The organism is Micromonospora sp. NPDC050695 (genome assembly GCF_040654415.1).
Lineage (GTDB): Bacteria > Actinomycetota > Actinomycetes > Mycobacteriales > Micromonosporaceae > Micromonospora.
The window spans coordinates 1-16,885 of the sequence record NZ_JBFAHZ010000022.1 but is presented as its reverse complement, the minus strand read 5'-3'; the positions used below and the strand labels follow the sequence as shown (position 1 = coordinate 16,885).

Annotated in this window: 20 protein-coding genes; 10 read left to right on the top strand and 10 right to left on the bottom strand. The window is 72.1% G+C overall.

Annotation, left to right across the window (positions count from 1 at the left end; genetic code table 11):
* Positions 1 to 89: 89 nt before the first annotated feature.
* From rocD to AB0H52_RS18340, 3 genes are all read right to left on the bottom strand, one after another.
* Complete coding sequence (gene rocD / locus AB0H52_RS18350) at positions 90 to 1,304, bottom strand: ornithine--oxo-acid transaminase (protein ID WP_192580206.1); 1,215 nt, start codon at positions 1,302 to 1,304, stop codon at positions 90 to 92.
* On the bottom strand, positions 1,304 to 2,119 hold the full coding sequence (gene ddaH, locus AB0H52_RS18345) for a dimethylargininase (protein WP_192580205.1): 816 nt from the start codon (positions 2,117 to 2,119) through the stop codon (positions 1,304 to 1,306). The genes rocD and ddaH overlap by 1 nt, the downstream gene beginning before the upstream one ends.
* 318 nt (positions 2,120 to 2,437) lie before the next feature.
* Entirely contained in the window at positions 2,438 to 3,223 is a 786-nt protein-coding gene (locus AB0H52_RS18340; protein ID WP_357948738.1) for a DMT family transporter, read from the bottom strand.
* A gap of 234 nt (positions 3,224 to 3,457) precedes the next feature.
* Between AB0H52_RS18340 and AB0H52_RS18335 the strand changes: the two genes are divergently transcribed.
* On the top strand, positions 3,458 to 4,264 hold the full coding sequence (locus AB0H52_RS18335) for a DNA-formamidopyrimidine glycosylase family protein (protein ID WP_151489263.1): 807 nt from the start codon (positions 3,458 to 3,460) through the stop codon (positions 4,262 to 4,264).
* 32 nt (positions 4,265 to 4,296) lie between these two features.
* On the opposite strand, the gene AB0H52_RS18330 is transcribed toward AB0H52_RS18335, so the two are convergent.
* Positions 4,297 to 5,163, bottom strand: coding sequence for an aminoglycoside phosphotransferase family protein (locus AB0H52_RS18330; protein WP_192580204.1), 867 nt, complete (start codon positions 5,161 to 5,163; stop codon positions 4,297 to 4,299).
* A 63-nt stretch (positions 5,164 to 5,226) separates the two neighbouring features.
* Here AB0H52_RS18330 and AB0H52_RS18325 point away from each other — a divergent pair, with 63 nt between their 5' ends.
* The 4 genes from AB0H52_RS18325 (at position 5,227) to AB0H52_RS18310 (ending at position 8,969) form a co-directional block, all read left to right on the top strand.
* On the top strand, positions 5,227 to 6,066 hold the full coding sequence (locus AB0H52_RS18325; protein WP_357948734.1) for an LLM class flavin-dependent oxidoreductase: 840 nt from the start codon (positions 5,227 to 5,229) through the stop codon (positions 6,064 to 6,066).
* The gene (locus AB0H52_RS18320) at positions 6,063 to 6,488 is read left to right on the top strand and encodes a nucleoside deaminase (RefSeq protein ID WP_151489260.1); all 426 of its coding nucleotides are present in this window, start codon (positions 6,063 to 6,065) and stop codon (positions 6,486 to 6,488) included. The genes AB0H52_RS18325 and AB0H52_RS18320 overlap by 4 nt, the downstream gene beginning before the upstream one ends.
* 259 nt (positions 6,489 to 6,747) lie before the next feature.
* Complete coding sequence (locus tag AB0H52_RS18315; RefSeq protein ID WP_357948731.1) at positions 6,748 to 8,013, top strand: AGE family epimerase/isomerase; 1,266 nt, start codon at positions 6,748 to 6,750, stop codon at positions 8,011 to 8,013.
* Positions 8,010 to 8,969, top strand: coding sequence for a carbohydrate kinase (locus tag AB0H52_RS18310; protein ID WP_151489258.1), 960 nt, complete (start codon positions 8,010 to 8,012; stop codon positions 8,967 to 8,969). Before AB0H52_RS18315 ends, AB0H52_RS18310 begins: the two co-directional genes overlap by 4 nt.
* 89 nt (positions 8,970 to 9,058) lie before the next feature.
* Here the strand turns inward: AB0H52_RS18310 and AB0H52_RS18305 are convergent, their stop codons facing one another.
* From AB0H52_RS18305 to AB0H52_RS18295, 3 genes are all read right to left on the bottom strand, one after another.
* A complete protein-coding gene (locus AB0H52_RS18305) occupies positions 9,059 to 10,033 on the bottom strand; it encodes a LacI family DNA-binding transcriptional regulator (RefSeq protein WP_278127225.1) in 975 nt (324 codons plus the stop codon).
* Between the two features lie 72 nt (positions 10,034 to 10,105).
* On the bottom strand, positions 10,106 to 11,485 hold the full coding sequence (locus tag AB0H52_RS18300; protein WP_151492920.1) for an FAD-dependent oxidoreductase: 1,380 nt from the start codon (positions 11,483 to 11,485) through the stop codon (positions 10,106 to 10,108).
* Between the two features lie 23 nt (positions 11,486 to 11,508).
* A complete protein-coding gene (locus AB0H52_RS18295; RefSeq protein ID WP_192580500.1) occupies positions 11,509 to 12,645 on the bottom strand; it encodes a glutamate--cysteine ligase in 1,137 nt (378 codons plus the stop codon).
* A 152-nt stretch (positions 12,646 to 12,797) separates the two neighbouring features.
* On the opposite strand from AB0H52_RS18295, the gene AB0H52_RS18290 reads away from it, so the two are divergent.
* On the top strand, positions 12,798 to 13,091 hold the full coding sequence (locus AB0H52_RS18290) for a DUF6412 domain-containing protein (protein ID WP_225854832.1): 294 nt from the start codon (positions 12,798 to 12,800) through the stop codon (positions 13,089 to 13,091).
* Between the two features lie 99 nt (positions 13,092 to 13,190).
* Positions 13,191 to 13,928, top strand: a complete 738-nt coding sequence (locus tag AB0H52_RS18285) for a YidC/Oxa1 family membrane protein insertase (RefSeq protein ID WP_357948727.1) — start codon at positions 13,191 to 13,193, stop codon at positions 13,926 to 13,928.
* Positions 13,929 to 13,931: 3 nt separating this feature from the next.
* On the opposite strand, the gene AB0H52_RS18280 is transcribed toward AB0H52_RS18285, so the two are convergent.
* Positions 13,932 to 14,606 carry a DedA family protein gene (locus AB0H52_RS18280; protein WP_151492917.1) on the bottom strand — a complete coding sequence of 225 codons (675 nt, stop codon included), beginning with the start codon at positions 14,604 to 14,606 and terminating at the stop codon, positions 13,932 to 13,934.
* 69 nt (positions 14,607 to 14,675) lie between these two features.
* The gene (locus AB0H52_RS18275) at positions 14,676 to 15,257 is read right to left on the bottom strand and encodes a DUF1349 domain-containing protein (protein ID WP_225854831.1); all 582 of its coding nucleotides are present in this window, start codon (positions 15,255 to 15,257) and stop codon (positions 14,676 to 14,678) included.
* Positions 15,258 to 15,389: 132 nt separating this feature from the next.
* Between AB0H52_RS18275 and AB0H52_RS18270 the strand changes: the two genes are divergently transcribed.
* Together AB0H52_RS18270 and AB0H52_RS18265 are read left to right on the top strand one after the other, a co-directional pair.
* The gene (locus AB0H52_RS18270) at positions 15,390 to 15,830 is read left to right on the top strand and encodes a hypothetical protein (protein WP_357948724.1); all 441 of its coding nucleotides are present in this window, start codon (positions 15,390 to 15,392) and stop codon (positions 15,828 to 15,830) included.
* A gap of 38 nt (positions 15,831 to 15,868) precedes the next feature.
* Positions 15,869 to 16,027 (top strand): hypothetical protein, encoded by a 159-nt coding sequence (locus AB0H52_RS18265; RefSeq protein ID WP_357948721.1) that lies wholly within the window; start codon positions 15,869 to 15,871, stop codon positions 16,025 to 16,027.
* A 421-nt stretch (positions 16,028 to 16,448) separates the two neighbouring features.
* Here AB0H52_RS18265 and AB0H52_RS18260 read toward each other — a convergent pair whose 3' ends face one another.
* Positions 16,449 to 16,574: a hypothetical protein gene (locus AB0H52_RS18260; RefSeq protein ID WP_357948718.1), complete on the bottom strand. Its 126-nt coding sequence runs from the start codon at positions 16,572 to 16,574 to the stop codon at positions 16,449 to 16,451.
* A gap of 63 nt (positions 16,575 to 16,637) precedes the next feature.
* Here AB0H52_RS18260 and AB0H52_RS18255 point away from each other — a divergent pair, with 63 nt between their 5' ends.
* Positions 16,638 to 16,778, top strand: a complete 141-nt coding sequence (locus AB0H52_RS18255; RefSeq protein WP_357948715.1) for a hypothetical protein — start codon at positions 16,638 to 16,640, stop codon at positions 16,776 to 16,778.
* Positions 16,779 to 16,885: the final 107 nt, after the last annotated feature.

Sequence of the window (16,885 nt, the reverse complement as noted above, 5' to 3'; positions counted from 1 at the left end):
ATCCGCACAAGAACAGGGAAAGTGCTGCCTCGACACCGTCCGAGGCAGCACTTTCCCGTAGTTGCGCAGATCTTGGCCAGCGCGGTCCGTCAACCGGCCAGCACGGCGGCGAGCTGGGCCACCGCCAGGTCGATCTCCTCCTCGGTGATGACCAGCGGCGGGGCGAGCCGGATGGTGGAGCCGTGGGTGTCCTTGGCGAGCACGCCACGCTCGGCGAGTCGTTCGCACGCCTCCCGCCCACTCATCAACGCCGGGTCGATGTCCAGACCGGCCCACAGGCCACGGACGCGTACCGCCACCAGGCCCTTGCCGACCAGCCCTTCCAGGCCGGCCCGCAGCCGCTCGCCAAGCTCGGCCGAGCGGCGCTGGAACTCGCCGGTGGCGAGCAGCCGGACCACCTCGATGGCGACCGCGCAGGCCAGCGGGTTGCCGCCGAAGGTGGAGCCGTGCTGGCCGGGCTTGAGCACGCCCAGCACGTCGGCGTTCGCGGCCACCGCGGAGACCGGCACGATGCCGCCGCCGAGCGCCTTGCCCAGCAGGTACATGTCCGGTACGACGCCCTCGTGGTCACAGGCGAAGGTCGCGCCGGTACGCCCCAGGCCGGACTGGATCTCGTCGGCGATGAACAGCACGTTGCGCTCGGTGCAGACCTCGCGGACGCCCGGTAGGTAGCCCTCCGGCGGCACCACCACGCCCTGCTCGCCCTGGATCGGCTCCAGCAGCACGGCCACGGTGTTCTCGTCGATCGCGGCGGTCAGCGCCTCCAGGTCGCCGTACGGCACGACCGTGAAACCGGGGGTGTACGGCCCGAAGTCGGCGCGGGCGTCCTCGTCGGTGGAGAAGCTCACGATGGTGGTGGTCCGGCCGTGGAAGTTGCCCTCGGCGACCACGATGTTGGCCTGCCCGGCGGGGACGCCCTTGACCTGGTAGCCCCACTTGCGGGCCACCTTGATCCCGGTCTCCACCGCCTCGGCGCCGGTGTTCATCGGCAGCACCAGGTCCTTGCCGCACAGCTCGGCCAGCTCCCGGCAGAAGTCGGCGAACTGGTCGTGGATGAACGCCCGGCTGGTCAGGGTCAGCCGGTCCAGTTGGGCGTGCGCGGCGGCGATCAGCTGCGGGTGCCGGTGGCCGAAGTTCAGCGCCGAGTAGCCGGCCAGGCAGTCCAGGTAGCGGCGGCCGTCCACGTCGGTGAGCCACGCGCCCTCGGCGGACGAGATCACCACCGGCAGCGGGTGGTAGTTGTGCGCCGTCCAGCGCTCGGCGTCCCGGACCGCTCCCGGCGTACGCAGGATGTCATCCACGATCACTTGCGTGCCTTTCCCTGACGGAGTCGCAGCGTGCAGCACTTCGGTCCGCCGCCGGCCTTACGCAGCTCGGACAGGTCGACACCGATGGTCTCGTAGCCCCGGTCGCGCAGCGTGGCGGCCAGGTCGGTGGCCTGCGCCGGCAGCACCACGTGCCGGCCGTCGCTGACCGCGTTCAGGCCCAGCACCTCCGCGTCGGCCATGGTGGCGTGGATCGCGTCGGGGAAGAGCCGGCGCAGTACGGCCTGGCTGCCGGGGGAGAACGCCTCCGGCAGGTACGCGACGGTCCGCTCGTCGAGCACGGTCAGCGCGGTGTCCAGGTGGTAGAACCGCGGGTCGACCAGCTGCATGGTGATCACCGGGTAGCCGAAGACCTCCTGCAACTGGGCGTGCGAGGCGTGCGCCGTGCGGAAGCCGGTGCCGGCCAGCAGGTGGTCGCCGGCCAGCAGGACGTCGCCCTCACCCTCGTTGACGTGCTTCGGGTCGTACATCTCGAAGCCGGCGGCCTCGAACCAGGCCCGGTAGGCCGGCGCCTCGTCGGCGCGCTGCGGGTCGCGGAACTGCACCGCCATCGCCTTGCCGTCGATCACGGTGCCACCGTTGGCGGCGAACACCATGTCGGGCAGGCCGGGCACCGGAGTGATCTCCTCGACGGTGTGGCCCAGGCCGCGGTACGTCTGGCGCAGCTGCTCCCACTGGCGGACGGCCAGCGCGGCGTCGACCGGCGCGCTCGGGTCCATCCAGGGGTTGATGGCGTAGTCGACGGCGAAGTACGTCGGCCGGCACATCAACAGGCGCTGGCTGGTGGCGTCCATCGTCATTGTCCTGCTCCCAGGGGTCGGGCGCGCCCGGCCACCGTGGCCCACGGGCTGGCACCGTTGCTCAACGTTATGCGGCGCCAGTGGCAGGATCCACCATCGAGAGTTGCGCAGACCGAACATTCGTTGCGTCTGCGCCACTGTCGGCTGCGATTCGTTGCGTCTGCGCTTCGCCGTACCCCGGAAACACTTCAGGGGCGGCGAATCGCCGCCCCTGAAAGGGTGTTGCCCCCGGTGAACCACCGGATCGTTCGGGCTGCCGGCGAACCGCCGGGTCTTTCGCCGGTGCACCACCGGCGAGCCGAACAGTGCCCGCTAGAACCGATCGACAAACTGTGAGTCAAGCCACTCGCGGAAGCGCTGCACCCAGTCGCCGTCGGTGGTCGGCCAGACGAACTGGCCGGTCATCGCCAGCACCCCGAGCACCACCGCGGTCAGACCGATCAGCACGCCGAACAGCGCGTCGGTCTTGCCGGCGACGTGCCGGCGGCGGGTGGCCATCAGGCCGAGCACCGACAGCACCGCGCCGACCGCGCCGAGCCCGATGCCGTACCCGGCCAGGGTGCCGGTCAGCACGAACAGCGCACCGGCGACGGACACGATCAGGCCGAGGGTGGCGAGCAGGCTGGCCCGTGGCTTCGGGCCGCGCGTCACCGGCGGCTCCGGTGCGGTCCGCTCCGGCGTCGGGTCGACCGGCCGGTCGGTGGTGTCGGCCGGCCGCGTGGCCCGGTCCCGGTCGAGGTCGACGTCCCGCTCGGCGGTGCGATCACGCGTCGGGCTCGGCGTGGCGACGGCTCGGGCGTCGCCCTCCACCGGCCGGGCGGTCGCGGCCCGGGCCACGGCCGCGCGCTCGGCGGCCCGTCGCTCGGCTTCGCTGGTCTGGTCGCCGGTCGCGGCGGTGCTGCGGTACGTCGTCTGGTCGGCGTCCCGGTCGGTGACCACCGGTCGGCCGGCGGCCTCGCCGTCGGACCGGCCCTCGGCCAGCGTCGTGTTGTCTCGGTTGGTGACCGGGGTGTCGCGGCCGTCCACGCGGCCGTCGAGGTTCTCGTCCCGCGTCGGTGCCGGCTCGGACCGGCGGGACAGCGAAGGAATCCTGACCACTACACACCTCCTGTTGAATGCGTGGTGGCCGACGGAAAGGGTGGCACCCACGCGGTGTCGACCCCCAAATACCCACCTGGGCGTTTCCTGACACCAATCCCGGGTACGGCTCCCGACGCGCGCCCTGATCGCCTGGGCCGCGTTCGTGGCCGGCGTCAGGGGGTCGCGCCCGGGCTGACGTCGCCGCACAGCTCGCCCGATCCGGCCGAGCGCCGCTGGCTATCCTTGGCACCCGTGCCAGAGGGACACACGATCCACCGCCTGGCGGCCCGCCACGCCGACCTGTTCGCCGGCGACAAGCCGCACGCCAGCAGCCCGCAGGGCCGCTTCGCCGAGGGCGCGGCCCGGCTCTCCGGCACGGTCCTGGAGAGCACCGAGGCGTACGGCAAGCACCTGCTGCACCACTACGCCGGCGAGCTGACCCTGCACGTGCACCTCGGGCTGTACGGCACGTTCACCGACGGGTCGGGGGAGCCGCCGGAACCGGTGGGCCAGGTGCGGCTGCGGTTGGCCAGCGACCGGCACTGGCTGGACCTGCGCGGCCCCACGGCCTGCGAGCTGCTCACCCCGCCCGAGGTGGCGGCCCTGCGGGCCCGCCTCGGGCCGGACCCGCTGCGCGCCGACGCCGATCCCGAGCGGGCGTACGCCCGGATCTCCCGCAGCCCGACGCCCCTCGCCGCGCTGCTGCTGGACCAGTCGGTGGTGGCCGGCACCGGGCTGATCTTCGTGACCGAGGCGCTGTTCCGGGCCGGGTTGCCGCCGACGCTGCCCGGCCGCCTCCTGACCCGCGACGGCTGGGACGTGCTCTGGGCCGACCTGGTCGCGCTGATGCGCCTCGCCGTCGCGCACGGCCGGATCGACACCGTCCGCGACGCGCACCTGCCGGAGGTCCTGGGCCGGCCGCCCCGGATGGACCGCCACGGCGGAGAGGTGTACGTCTACCGCCGCCCCGGCGCGCCCTGCCACGTCTGCGGTACCGAGGTCAGCCGCGGCGAGCTGGCCGGCCGCAACCTCTACTGGTGCCGCACCTGCCAGGCCTGAGCCGACGGCACCACGATCGGCGACGGTGTCGGTCAGTGCCCGTCGAGCAGCCAGCGGGCCACCTCGATCTGGTGCGGGAAGACGACCTGATCGGCGATGCTCCAGGCCAGCGTGTGCCCGATCGTCCAGCCCCGGACCCGCTCGGTGTCCAGCCCCAGTTCCGCGCTGAGCCGGTCCAGTCGGTGTCGGACGGCGGCCGGCGAGTGACCCAGCTCCTGGCCACGGACCATCGGCACGACGGAGAACTCCCGCTCACCGGTGAGCGGCTTCGGATCGATCGCCAGCCAGGGTTCCCGGTCGGCGGTGAGCACGTTGCCGGCGTGCAGGTCCTGGTTGACGAGCACCTGCTCACCCTGGCTCGGCACCAGATCGGTGAGCAGGGCCAGCGCCGCGTCGAGCAGTCGGCGCTCGTACGGCCGGCCGGCGCGATCCCAGGCCCGGGGCATCCGGTCGATCCAGCCGGCGGCCTCATCGGCCAGCGGGGTGAAGGGTGCGCCGGCGGGTCGCCACAGCCGGGGGAGGAGTCCGGTCACCACGTCCAGCGCCCGGTCCATGGGCAGCTCGTGCAGCGGGGTGCCGGGTCGGCAGCGCTCCACCAGCAGGGCACGGCGCGCGGGGTCGTGGGCGAGCAGCCGGATCGTCCCGTCGCCGTCCCAGCGGGCCAGCGCGTCGGCCTCGTGCCGGCTGTCCTCGTCCGGGTACTGGAGCTTCAGCACCGCGGCCGTGCCGTCCGGCAGGTCGGCGGGGAGCGCCAGTGACGCGTACGCGTACCGGAAGGGTGGGCCGGGTCGCAGCGACCACTGCTCGGCGCACTCCGCCAGCCAGGTCGGGAGTGCGGCCAGCCAGGCCCGCCCGGACGGTGTCGCGTTCACCCAGTCGAGGCCCTCGGGTAGGTCCATCCGCCCATCATGGGCCATCCAACGCGCCGTCGAGAGTCCACAATGGCTAGCGTGCGGATTGGCGTGAACGTTCCGAACTTCGCCCCGGGCACCGACCCCGACGTGCTGCGACGGTGGGCGCAGACGGTCGAGGGCCTCGGCTTCGACCTGCTGATGGTCTCCGACCACATCGTGGTGACCCCGGACGTGGCCGAGCAGTATCCGGCGCCGTTCTACGAACCGTTCACCACGCTGTCCTGGCTGGCCGGGGTGACCAGCCGGGTCCGGCTGGGCACCACGGTGCTCATCGTCCCGTACCGGCACCCGCTGCTCACCGCCCGGATGGCGGCGAACCTCAACCGTCTCAGCGGCGGCCGGCTCGTCCTCGGTGTGGGCGTGGGTTGGGCCCGGCAGGAGTTCGAGGCGCTTGGCGTGCCGTTCGGGCGGCGCGGCGCGCTGACCGACGAATACCTGCGCGCCATGCGTGCGGCCTGGCAGGACACCGAGGACTACGACAGCGGTGCGATCCCGATCTGGGTCGGCGGCAACAGCGACGCCGGTATGCGCCGCGCGGTACTGCTCGGTGACGCCTGGCATCCGCTGCGGGTCGCGCCCGGACAGTTGGCCGAGGCGGTCGGCCGACTGAAGATCATCGCGGACGAGCAGGGTCGTCCGGTGCCCGCGGTGGTGCCGCGCACCGCGCTGCGCGAGACCTCTGAGCCGATCACCGCCCCGGACCGGCTCGCCGGTGTCGGCACCATCGACCAGATCATCGCCGACATCGACCAGATCCGTTCGCTCGGCGCGGAGACGGTGGTGCTCGACCCGTTCAACGACGACCTGACCGAGATCCGCCAGCCCGAACGCGCCTGGCGGACCCTTGCGGCCGTGGCCGCGTACCACCGATCCCAGGAGGTCCGATGACACCCGACGACGAGACGTTCCTCCGCCGCGCCGTGGAGATCGCCAACGAGGCGGGGGCGTCCGGCGAACGGCCGTTCGGCTCGTTGCTGGTCGGCGCGGACGGTGTCGTCCTGATCGAGGACCGCAACACGGTGGTCTCCGACTCGGACATCACCGCGCATCCGGAGCTGAAGCTGGCCCGCTGGGCCGCTCGGGAACTCCCTCCCGAGGTGGCCGCCGGCACCACGATGTTCACCAGTTGTCAGCCCTGCCCGATGTGCGCGACCGCCATCGACCGGTCCGGGCTCGGCCGGGTGGTGTACGCCCTGTCCAGCGAGCAGTTCGAGGAGGTCAAGCCGGCCACCCCGCCGCTGCCCCCGGTCCGCTACGAGGGGCCGGCGCTGTTCGACGAGGCGCGTCGGCCGATCGACGACTACTACTGACGGGCGTGGCGGGCCCGGTCCCATCCGGTGCTGCTCGGCCGTGCCCTGACGCAGGTGGAATTGACAGTCGGACGCCTGCCGGAGCAGGGTTGAACAGTGACAACGATGTCAACGGACAAAGGCGATGGAAACGTACTCATGATCCTTTCGGATCGTTCCGGCACTCGCGGTGTCCCGTTGACGGTTTTCCGGCGCGGACCAGGTCCGTCCGCCGATCCTGGCCGTATGTCCCTTCCCTTCCCGACGGTGACCAGCTGAGATGACCGACGTGCCCCGATCCGACGCCGCAACGACCCCCGCTCCTGCCGGGTCACCCGACCTGCTCGACCTCGACGAGTTCCTCGCCGACCAGACCCGCACGCTGCTCGACACGGCCGGCCGGTCGATCCGGCCCGAGGGCGGTTTCTGGTGGCTCACCGACGACCGCACCCCGGACCGCGGCGAACCGGTCTACACCTGGATCACCTGCCGGATGACCCACGTGGCCGCCCTCGCCCACCGCAACGGCGACCCGGACGCCGCCGCCCTGGTCGACCACGGCATCGCCGCGCTGAGCACACTGCTGCGCGACGAGCGGTACGGCGGGTGGTTCAGCGCGGTGGACCAGCAGGGCGCGCCCGTCAACGACCGTAAGGCCGGCTACGACCACGCGTTCGTGCTGCTCGCCGCGTCCAGCGCGGCCCGCGCCGGCCGGCCCGGCGCGGACCGGTTGCTCGCCGACGCGCAGGCCGTGGTTCGGGACCGGTTCTGGGACGACGACGCCGGTGCGGTCCGCGAATCGTGGAACCGGGACTGGACGGTCACCGAGGACTACCGCGGCGCGAACAGCAGCATGCACATGGTCGAGGCATTCCTCGCCGCTGCCGCCGCCACCGGGGACACCAGCTGGACCGACCGGGCCCTGCTGATCGGCACCCACCTGGTGCACGGTGAGGCCGCACGCCACGACTGGCGGCTGCCCGAGCACTTCACCGCCGACTGGGCGCCGCTGCCCGACTACAACCGGGACCGGCCCGCCGACCCGTTCCGGCCGTACGGCTCCACCATCGGGCACTGGCTGGAATGGGCCCGGCTGCTGCTGGAACTGGAGGCGGTCCTGCCGCAGCCACCGCGCTGGCTGCTCGACGACGCGCGCGCCCTGTTCGCGGCCTCCGTCCGACGCGGCTGGGCGGTGGACGGCGCGGACGGCTTCGTCTACACGATCGACTGGGACGACCGGCCGGTGGTCCGCTCCCGGATGCACTGGGTGCTGGCCGAGGCGGTCGGTGCGGCGGTCACCCTGCACCGGCGTACCGGCGACGCCGTCTACGCCGACTGGTACCGGGTGTTCTGGGCGTACGCCCGCCGCTACCTCGTCGACGGCACCGGATGGCGGCACGAGCTGGACCCGCAGAACCGTCCCGCCGACACGGTCTGGCACGGCCGACCGGACGTCTACCACGCATACCAGGCGGTGCTGCTGTCCCGGTCGGCCGACGGTCTCGGCGGCACCGGCCCGCTCGCCCCGGGCGAGGTGACCGCGTGATCGTGGTCGCGGGTGAGGCACTGATCGACCTGGTGGTCAGTGCCGAAGGGCAACGGGCGGTGCCGGGTGGCTCCCCGGCGAACGTGGCGGTCACCCTGGCGCGCCTCGACGAGCCGGTGCGCCTGCTGGCGCGGATCGGCACCGACGAGTACGGCCGGCAGCTCACCGAGTACCTGAGCGCCAACCGGGTGGATCTGGCCTGGGCGGTACGCGCCGACGAGCCCACGTCGGTGGCGGTGGCCACCCTGAACGCCGCCGGCCAGGCCAGCTACGAGTTCCGGCTGGCCGGCACGGCGGACTGGCAGTGGACGCCGCAGGAGCTGCCCGAGCTGGCCGGGTCACCGGCGACCGCCCTGCACACCGGGTCGCTCGCACTCGCCCTGGCCCCCGGCGCGCAGGTGCTGGAGGGCCTGCTCGCCCGCGAACACCGTCGCGACGGGCTCACCGTCTCGATCGACCTCAACCTGCGTCCGAGCATCGTCACGGACCGGGCGGCGGAGCAGGCGCGGGTACGACGGCAGGTGGGCCTCGCGCACCTGGTGAAGGCCAGCGACGAGGACCTGGCCTGGCTTTACCCGGACCGGACGGTGTCCGACGTGCTGGCCGGTTGGCGGGAGGCCGGGGTGTCCTGCGCGGTGGTGACCCGGGGTGGGGAGGGCGCCTGGCTGCTCGCCCCGGACGGTGCGCTGCTCGAGCAACCCGTGGTGCGTACCACGGTGGTCGACACCGTCGGCGCCGGCGACTCGTTCACCGGTGGCCTGCTGGCCGCGCTCGCCGCTCTCGACGCGCTCGGTGACCGGCCGGCCGATCGGCTCGCCGCGGTGACCGCGCAGCAGTGGGCGGAGGTGCTCCGGCAGGCCGCGACGGTGGCGGCGCTGACCTGCGGCCGGCGGGGTGCCGACCCGCCCCGCCGCGCCGAGGTCGAAGCCCTGCTGCACCCCACCACCACCAGCTGACTCCCGCGATCGTGCACTTTCTGTCCCGACGAAACGGGATGTTCGCCGCAAGTCGACGACAGCAAGTGCAAGATCGCGAGGGGGCAGGTTCAGGGGCGGGTCAGGCCTCGGGGGAGGAGTTGGGTGGGGAGGACCGTCGTCGACGGTGGGGCGTCGTCACCCGCGATTCGCTCGAACAGCCGCTCGGCGGCCACCCGGGCCAGCTCCCGTGTGTCGTACGCGACCACGGTCAGCGGGCGGGGCATCAGGTGGGCCAGTTCGAAGTCGTCGAAGCCGACCAGCGCGGCGGCACTGCCCCGCCGGTGCAACTCCTGCAGGGCACCGACGGTGAGCCGGTTGTTGGCGCAGAAGAAGGCGGTCGGCGGGTCCGGAAGGTCGAGCAGAGCGGCGACCGCCCGCCCGGCCTCCTCCGGCGCGATGAGCCGGTCGCGGACCAGCGACTCGTCCGGCTCGACGCCGGCGGCAGCCAGGGCCGAGCGCGCCCCGGCCAGCCGCTCACGCATCGTGGGCACGCTCGGCGCGCCCAGCAGGAGACCCACCCGGCGGTGCCCGTCGTCGAGCAGCGCGGCGACCCCGTCCTGGCTGCCGCCCCGGTTGTCCAGCAGGACGGCGTCCGCCTGCAGGCCCTGCGGCGGCCGGTCCAGGAACACCACCGGCATGCCCAGCTCGACCTCGCGGCGCAGAAACGAGTGGTCGAGACCGGCCGGCACCACCAGCAGCCCGTCGACCCGGCGCTGGGTGAAGTCCTGGAGTAGGGCGCGTTCCCGTTCCGGGTCCTCCTCCGAGGAGGCGGTGATCAGCATCGTGCCGTGCGCGGCGGCGATCTCGGCGGCGACACTGGCGATGGTGGCGTAGAACGGGTTGGCGATCTCCTCGATGAGCAGCCCCACCGTGGCGTTGAGCTGCCGGGAGCGCAGGTTCCGGGCGATGTCGTTGCGCCGGAACCCCAACTCGGCGATGGCGGCGAGGACCCGGCTCACCAGCTCCTGCCCCACCGGCTCGTCGTTGACCACCCGGGACACCGTCTTCAGACTGACCCCGGCATGCCGGGCCACGTCGACCATCGTCGGGCGCCGGCGCGTGGCCGGCCTGGTCGGGGTCTGCGTCACGGGGTGGTCCTCCACGGCGGGCGCGGGTCAGCGGTCGAGAGCGGCGAGCGCGTCGACCGCTTTACGGGCGGCGATGAGCACCGGATCCCAGACCGGCGCGTACGGCGGAGCGTAGCCCAGGTCCAGTGCGGTCATATCGTCCACCGTCATGCCGTTCCACAGCGCCACGGCCAGCGTGTCGATGCGCTTGGCCGCCTCGGACCAACCGACGATCTGCGCACCGAGCAACCGGCCGCTGGGCCGCTCGGCGATCAACTTGACGGTCATCGGCCGGGCACCGGGGTAGTAGCCGGCCCGGCTGGTCGACTCGGCGACCACCGAGACGAACTCGAAGCCGGCCGCCGTGGCGTCCCGCTCGCGCAGGCCCGTCCGCCCCACCTCCAGGTCGCAGACCTTGGTCACCGCCGTGCCGATCACGCCGGCGAAGGTGGCGTACCCGCCGCCGATGTTGATCCCGGCGACCCGGCCCTGCTTGTTGGCGTGGGTGCCCAGCGGGATGTGCACGGGCATGCCGCTGACCCGGTGCAGTGTTTCCACGCAGTCGCCGGCGGCCCAGACCCCGGACAGCCCGGGCACCCGCATCCGGCGGTCCACCCGGATCGCGCCGGTCGGCCCGAGCGGCAGCCCGGCCGCCTCCGCGAGTGCGGTGTTGGGGCGTACGCCGAGCCCCAGGACCACGACGTCGGCCGGAATCGGCCCCTCGGCGGTGACCACGGCGGACACCCGGCCGTCGCGCTGCTCCAGGCCGGTCACCGTCAGGCCGCTGCGGATCGTGATGCCGAGGCCGCGCATGGCGTCGGCGACCAGCTCGGCCATGTCCGGGTCGACCGTCGACATGGGTTGCTCGGCCTGCTCGACCAGGGTCACGGTGAGGCCGCGTTGGATCATCGCCTCACCCATCTCCACGCCGATGTACCCGCCACCGATCACCACCGCCCGACGCGGCTGCGGATCGCCGTCCAACCACTCGCGCAGCGCCGCACCGTCGTCGAGGGTCTGCACGCCGAACACCCCGCCGAAGTCCGCCTGCGCCCACGGTGGCTTCACCGGCACCGCGCCGGCCGCGTACATCAGCTCGTCGAAATGTTCCCGGACCTCGCCGCCGCCCTTCAGGTCCCGGGCCACCACCTCGCGGCGGTCCAGGTCGATGGCGGTGACCTCATGGCGGATCCGCACGTCGATGGAGAACTTCGTGCGGAACGTGTCCGGATCGCGGGCGATCAACTGCTCCGGGCCGGGGACCAGCCCGCTGATCCAGTACGGGATGCCGCAGGCCGAGTAGGAGGTGAAATGGCCGCGCTCGAAGACCACGATCTCCAGGTCGTCGCGATCGCGGCGACGACGGGCCTGGGACGCCGCCGACATGCCGGCGGCGTCCCCGCCGATGACGATCAGCCGTTGCGCCACGGGATCATCCTGTCACGAGGCGCTCAGCCACGGGTCTGACGCGCCACGTCCTGCACCACGTCGGTGAGCCGCCCGGTGCGGGCGTACACCGCGCGCTGCCGAGCGGCGCCGCTGCCGTGCCGGCGCAGCCCACCCAGCAGGTCGGTCACCTCCGCCCAGTCGCCGTGCTGCTCCAGAGCCGGCCGCATCCGTTCCACGAACCGGTCCAGCAACTCCCAGGCCGGGCGCAGCTCGCCGGTGGTGACGTCGACGCCCTTGCCCTCCAGGCCGTCGTGGGCGGCCCGCCAGTGCGCGCCGACCAGCAGGTGGTGGTCGGTCTGCAACGCTGGCCGGCCCGCCTCGACGTCGGCGATGGCGGTCGCCACCACCGCCCGGACCAGGGCCGCGACCAGCACCGCGTCGTCCACCGACGGGCAGACGTCGCCGATCCGCAGCTCCACCGTCGGGTACTTCGCCGACAGCCGGGCGTACCAGTAGAGCATCCCCTCGTCGAGCATCACCCCGCTGGAGATCAACTGGCGGATCAGCCGTTGGTAGTGCTCGTGCGACTCCAGCCAGGGCGTCGGCGCGACCGACGGCCAGCGCTCCCACTCCACCGACCGCCAGCTCGCGTAGCCAGTGTCCTCGCCCCGGGCGAACGGGGAGTTGGTGGTCACCGCGTGCAGCATCGGCAGCCACGGCCGTACGTGGTTGAGCACCTGCACGCCGGTCTCCGGGTCGGGGATGCCGACGTGCACGTGCATGCCGTTGTTGCCCGGTCCGGGGACGAGCAGCCGGAAGCGTTCGATCATCCGGTCGAAGCGGGGCTTGTCCACCACCGGCGGCACCGGGCCGTCCACCGGGCCGGTGCCGATGGCCAGCAGTCGTACGCCGGCCCGCTCGGCGGCGTCGGCGAGCGCCTCCCGCAGGACGCCGAGGGAGTGCCGGATCGAGGACAGCTCCAGACCGGGCGGAGTGCCGATCTCGATCTGGCTGGTCTGGAACTCGCGCTCCACCTGGCCGCGCAGCTCCGCCGGCACCTGCTCCATCACCAGGTCGACGGCGGGAACCGCGGCCCCGGTGTGCGGGTCGACGAGCAGGAACTCCTCCTCGACACCAACGGTGAGCACATCGGTCCCCGCGGTCGTTCCGCTGGGAGCCTCCGCCACCTGGCCGGTCATCGACACCACCGTCCGTTCCTGCCGTCCGCGGTCCGTCCGCGTCGGTCCGCCGTCTGGTTACCCAACGTGGCGACGACGGGAAACGTGGCGTGCCGTCCAGGGGTTGGTGCGATTCGGTCGGGCGGCGTGACACCGGGTCCTATGCTCGGCCCGTGCCGGTGCTGCTGGGGGTCCTCCAGGTCGCGTGGATGTCCGCGTTCGCCCAGCTCACCCTGCTCGCGGGCCGCCCCGCCGACCTGCTCGCCGGTGCCGCGCTGACCGCCTTGGTGCTGCTCGCCGTGGTGCTCGCGGCGCGGGTGCTCGGCCGTTCGGGCGCGCCCGGCGCCGGGCCGCGGTGGGCCGGGCTACGGGCCCGCTCCCGTGCTCGTCGGATGCCCCGGCAGATCGACCCGGACGCCCCCGGTCGTCCCCGCCCCCGCGCACCCGGTCACCCCTCGGTCGCGTAGCGCCTCGCGCCACGCGGCCGATCCCGCCGTCACCGGTCCTCCCGCCGGGCGGACGCCGCCGGGGGAGGACCCCACCGGAATCGGACCGAGGGGTAACCCATGCTCGCCTTCGCACCACTGCACGACACGGTCGCCGCCGCCGGCACCGCGCTGTCCTGGCTCACCGACCTGCTCGAACCACTGGCCGGCGGGATGGCGACCGCCGCCGCGATCGTGCTGTTCACCATCGCCGTCCGACTGGTGATCTCGCCGCTCACCGTCGCGCAGGTCCGCGGGGAGCGACGCCGTGCGGCGCTCGCCCCCCAGGTGCGCGATCTCCAGCAGCGGTACGCCGACGACCCGGCGACGCTTCAGCGGGAGGTGTTCGCGTTGTACCACGAGGCCGGCGCCAACCCGATCACCGGCTGCCTGCCGCTGCTGCTCCAGGCACCGTTCCTGCTCGTGCTGTACCGGTTGTTCACCACCAGCGAGGGCGGCACCGGGCTGCTGGACGAGCGGCTGGCCGGCGTGCCGCTGGGGCATCATCTCAGCGACGGGCTGGGCGGCGCGGCCGGGCCGCTGTTCGGCGTACTCCTGGCCGTGCTGCTGCTGGTGGCCTGGTGGTCGTCGCGGCGGACGCGCCGGGCGCAGGCGGCGGTCGGCACGGTCGCCGGTACGCCCACCGAGGGCCCGGGCGCGGCCACGCTCGGCCGGCTGCTGCCCCTGCTGCCGTTCACGACGGTGCTGGTGGCGCTGGTGCTGCCGCTCGCCGCGGTGATCTACCTGGTGACCACGAGCGTGTGGTCGGCGATCGAGCAGGCGGTGCTCCGGCGACCGCAGGCCGCGACTCCGTCGTGATGATCAGTGGCGACCGGCGGTCACCGACCGCCGGTCGTCGCGTTCCCGGCGGCGGCGGACCTTACGGATCACCCAGGTGACCAGCATGACGACGAAGACCACGCCGATCGCGTAGTTGAACCAGTCGCTGTAGCGCTCGACGTTCTGCCAGCGGCTGCCCAGCGCGTAGCCGGCACCGACGATGAGGGCGTTCCACACGCCGCTGCCGAGCGTGGTGAGCAGGATGAACTCGCCCAGCGGCATCCGGTTCGCGCCGGCCGGGACGGAGACCAGGCTGCGGACCACCGGCACCACCCGGCCGATCAGCACCGCCCACCGGCCGTGCCGTTCGAACCAGCGGTCGGCCTTCTCCAGGTCGTCGCGGTCCACCAACGGAATGCGGTCCAGCCAGCGCTTGAGCCGTTCCTCGCCGAGCGCCGCGCCGAGCCAGTAGAGCACCAGCGCGCCGACCAGCGAGCCGACCGTCGCGGCCACCACCACGAGGACGACGTTGAACGTGCCCTCGTGGGCCAGGAAGCCGGCCATCGCCAGCACGATCTCGCTGGGGATCGGCGGGACGATGCTCTCCAGGGCGACCAGCAGCGCGACGCCGACCGGGCCCATCACCTCGATCACCGAGGCCACCCAACCGGTCAACCCGGTGAACTCGGACGGGTCACCAGTCTGGGCGTACGCCATGGTCGTCCTTCCGGTCGGCTGTCGGGGATCGGAGGGTGTTACCCACTGCCGGCCCTGCTACACCCGCGCTCAGTGCTCCGGGTGCAGGGCGGTGTCGGCCGGCCCCTGCCGCCACCCGGTGAACACGACGGTCAGCCCGGCACGCACCGGGGCGCAGCAGAACGGACCCGCCACGGCCTCGGCGGCCGGGTCCAGCGGGGCGAGCCGGACCAGTTGCCACGGCTCGTCGTCGGCCCGCGCCCGCACGGTCAGCGCGTCACCGGCGCGGCTGACCCGCACGGTCACCTGCCGGCCCGCCCACCGCGGCACCGGCGCCACCGACCAGTCGGAGAACTCCCGGGTCACCACCGCGCCGAGGTGCAGCTCGCCGTCGCTCATCTCGACGCCGGCCTTGGTCCAGGTCCGCTCGTCCACCCGCACCAGCGCGCCGGCCTGGTCGAACTGCCCGCTGAGGTCCAGCCGGAAGCTCACCTCCATGGCGCTGCCGACCGGCAGCGGCGCCAGCAGGGCGGGGCCGTTGTCGTGCACGAAGCCGTAGCTGGTCCGCCGCCAGAAGTCGGTCTCCGCGGCCGGTTCGACGACCAACTCGCCGGCCGGGCCTTCCTCGGTGCGCACCGGCGGGTGCAGCCACCGGCCCCGGGACCAGTCCAACGGTTCGCTCGGCGGAATTACCCTGGGGTGCGGTCCGAAGCCCGGTGGCTGCGGTTCGTCCCCGGGCATCCGCCTGGGGCGTTTCCGTATCTGCCCGGGCAGTCCGGCTACAACAAGCGGCTGCGTGCGGCGGTGCCGCTGCTCAAGCGGGCGATCCGCGTGGTCGCTTCGGACACCGACCTGTGGACCGACGCCACCTGGGTGGTCGACTCGACGCCGGTCGAGTGCGGCCGGTCCAGGCCGACGGTGAAACGCTCGGACCTGGCCGGGTGGGCCGGCTACTGCGCCTCGCACTCGCGGTTCTTTTGGGGACTTCGGCTGCATCTGATCTGCACCCCGGCTGGCTTGCCGATCACCTGGGCCCTGGCGACACCGAAGGTCGACGAACGTCAGGTCCTGATGGCTGTCCTTGACCACGATCCCGGCCTCATCGCCGAGCGTCCAGGCCTGCTGATCGTCGCGACAAGGGATACGTGTCCGCGGAGTTGGACCGATGGCTGGCAGAACGTGGGGTGCGGTTGCTCGGACCGTCGTACCGCAACCGCACCCCACGCCCGGACGAACACCTACTGAAACCGATCCGGCAGCTCATCGAGTCCGTCAACGACACGTTGAAGGGCCAACTCGACCTCGAACTGCACGGCGGACGCAGCATCGAAGGCGTCGCAGCACGCATCGCGCAACGCCTCCTCTCGATGACCACCGCGATCTGGCACAACCGGGCCACCGGCCAACCCCTGACCAGATCCTTGATCGCCTACGACCACTGACCAGACTTCGGACTTACTCGTCTAGACCATCGCCCCGAGTTGTAGTCGGAACGCCCGACACGTATAATTGGAGTCCTGCTCACAATTTGGAGGTCAGTCCGAATGGAACATCAACAAAAGGGATCATATCGTAGTGGCTCTTCGGCAGAGTTACCGTATCTTGAGGGCGCTTCGAAAGAACAAGTCGATGCCCTGTTCAAACTAACACCAACGCAGCGAATTCTTGATTTCAGGAAGGCCAAATATCGAGAGCGAAAAAGTCAACTTGCCGAAGGGGGCGAGCAGTTTTCGTCGTGGCGTACTGACTATCCTTCAACTAGGATCAGCCCTCCAACGCCGACCAGCCCGTCTCTACCAGCGGTCGCAGGACCGCAGAACCTTAGTCAGTTGTCCGCGATGCAAAGTTCCATTCCGCGTACTGCTAACAGGCCAGCAACAACGCGACCAGCATCGCCGGCTCCGCCCGCCGGCGCACATGACTCGGCGACTCGATCAACGCCGCGTGCTCCCACTCCGTGACGGCCTTGACCGCCACGTCGCGCAGCACGTGTTCCCCGGCAGATGGTCGAACGCGCGGATCGGGGACTACCTGACCAGCGGTGGAGCGACCATGCCGACCACCTTGGCCAAGGCCCTGGCGCGGCTGCGCCGCGGCGGCACCCTGGTGATCACCCGGCTGTCGCGGCTGTTCCGCAGCCTCAACCTTGATCCGTCAGAGGGTATTGATCCCTTGGTACGGCTTTCGGCTTGACCGTTTTGTCCTTTATGGTGTGAGGTGTGTGCGTCGTCTGTCACGACGGTGTGCCGGGTCTCCGATTCCCGGGGTGCGGCCCTTTCCGGCTCGCTGGGACGGTTGTT

Excerpts from the sequence above, each read along its gene's own strand:
- AB0H52_RS18320 (WP_151489260.1), top strand. The coding sequence starts at position 6,063 with ATGACACCCGACGACGAGACGTTCCTCCGCCGCGCCGTGGAGATCGCC.
- AB0H52_RS18330 (WP_192580204.1), bottom strand. The coding sequence starts at position 5,163 with ATGGACCTACCCGAGGGCCTCGACTGGGTGAACGCGACACCGTCCGGG.
- AB0H52_RS18255 (WP_357948715.1), top strand. The coding sequence starts at position 16,638 with ATGCCGACCACCTTGGCCAAGGCCCTGGCGCGGCTGCGCCGCGGCGGC.
- AB0H52_RS18315 (WP_357948731.1), top strand. The coding sequence starts at position 6,748 with ATGACCGACGTGCCCCGATCCGACGCCGCAACGACCCCCGCTCCTGCC.
- AB0H52_RS18295 (WP_192580500.1), bottom strand. The coding sequence starts at position 12,645 with ATGACCGGCCAGGTGGCGGAGGCTCCCAGCGGAACGACCGCGGGGACC.
- AB0H52_RS18285 (WP_357948727.1), top strand. The coding sequence starts at position 13,191 with ATGCTCGCCTTCGCACCACTGCACGACACGGTCGCCGCCGCCGGCACC.
- AB0H52_RS18305 (WP_278127225.1), bottom strand. The coding sequence starts at position 10,033 with ATGGTCGACGTGGCCCGGCATGCCGGGGTCAGTCTGAAGACGGTGTCC.
- ddaH (WP_192580205.1), bottom strand. The coding sequence starts at position 2,119 with ATGGACGCCACCAGCCAGCGCCTGTTGATGTGCCGGCCGACGTACTTC.
- AB0H52_RS18280 (WP_151492917.1), bottom strand. The coding sequence starts at position 14,606 with ATGGCGTACGCCCAGACTGGTGACCCGTCCGAGTTCACCGGGTTGACC.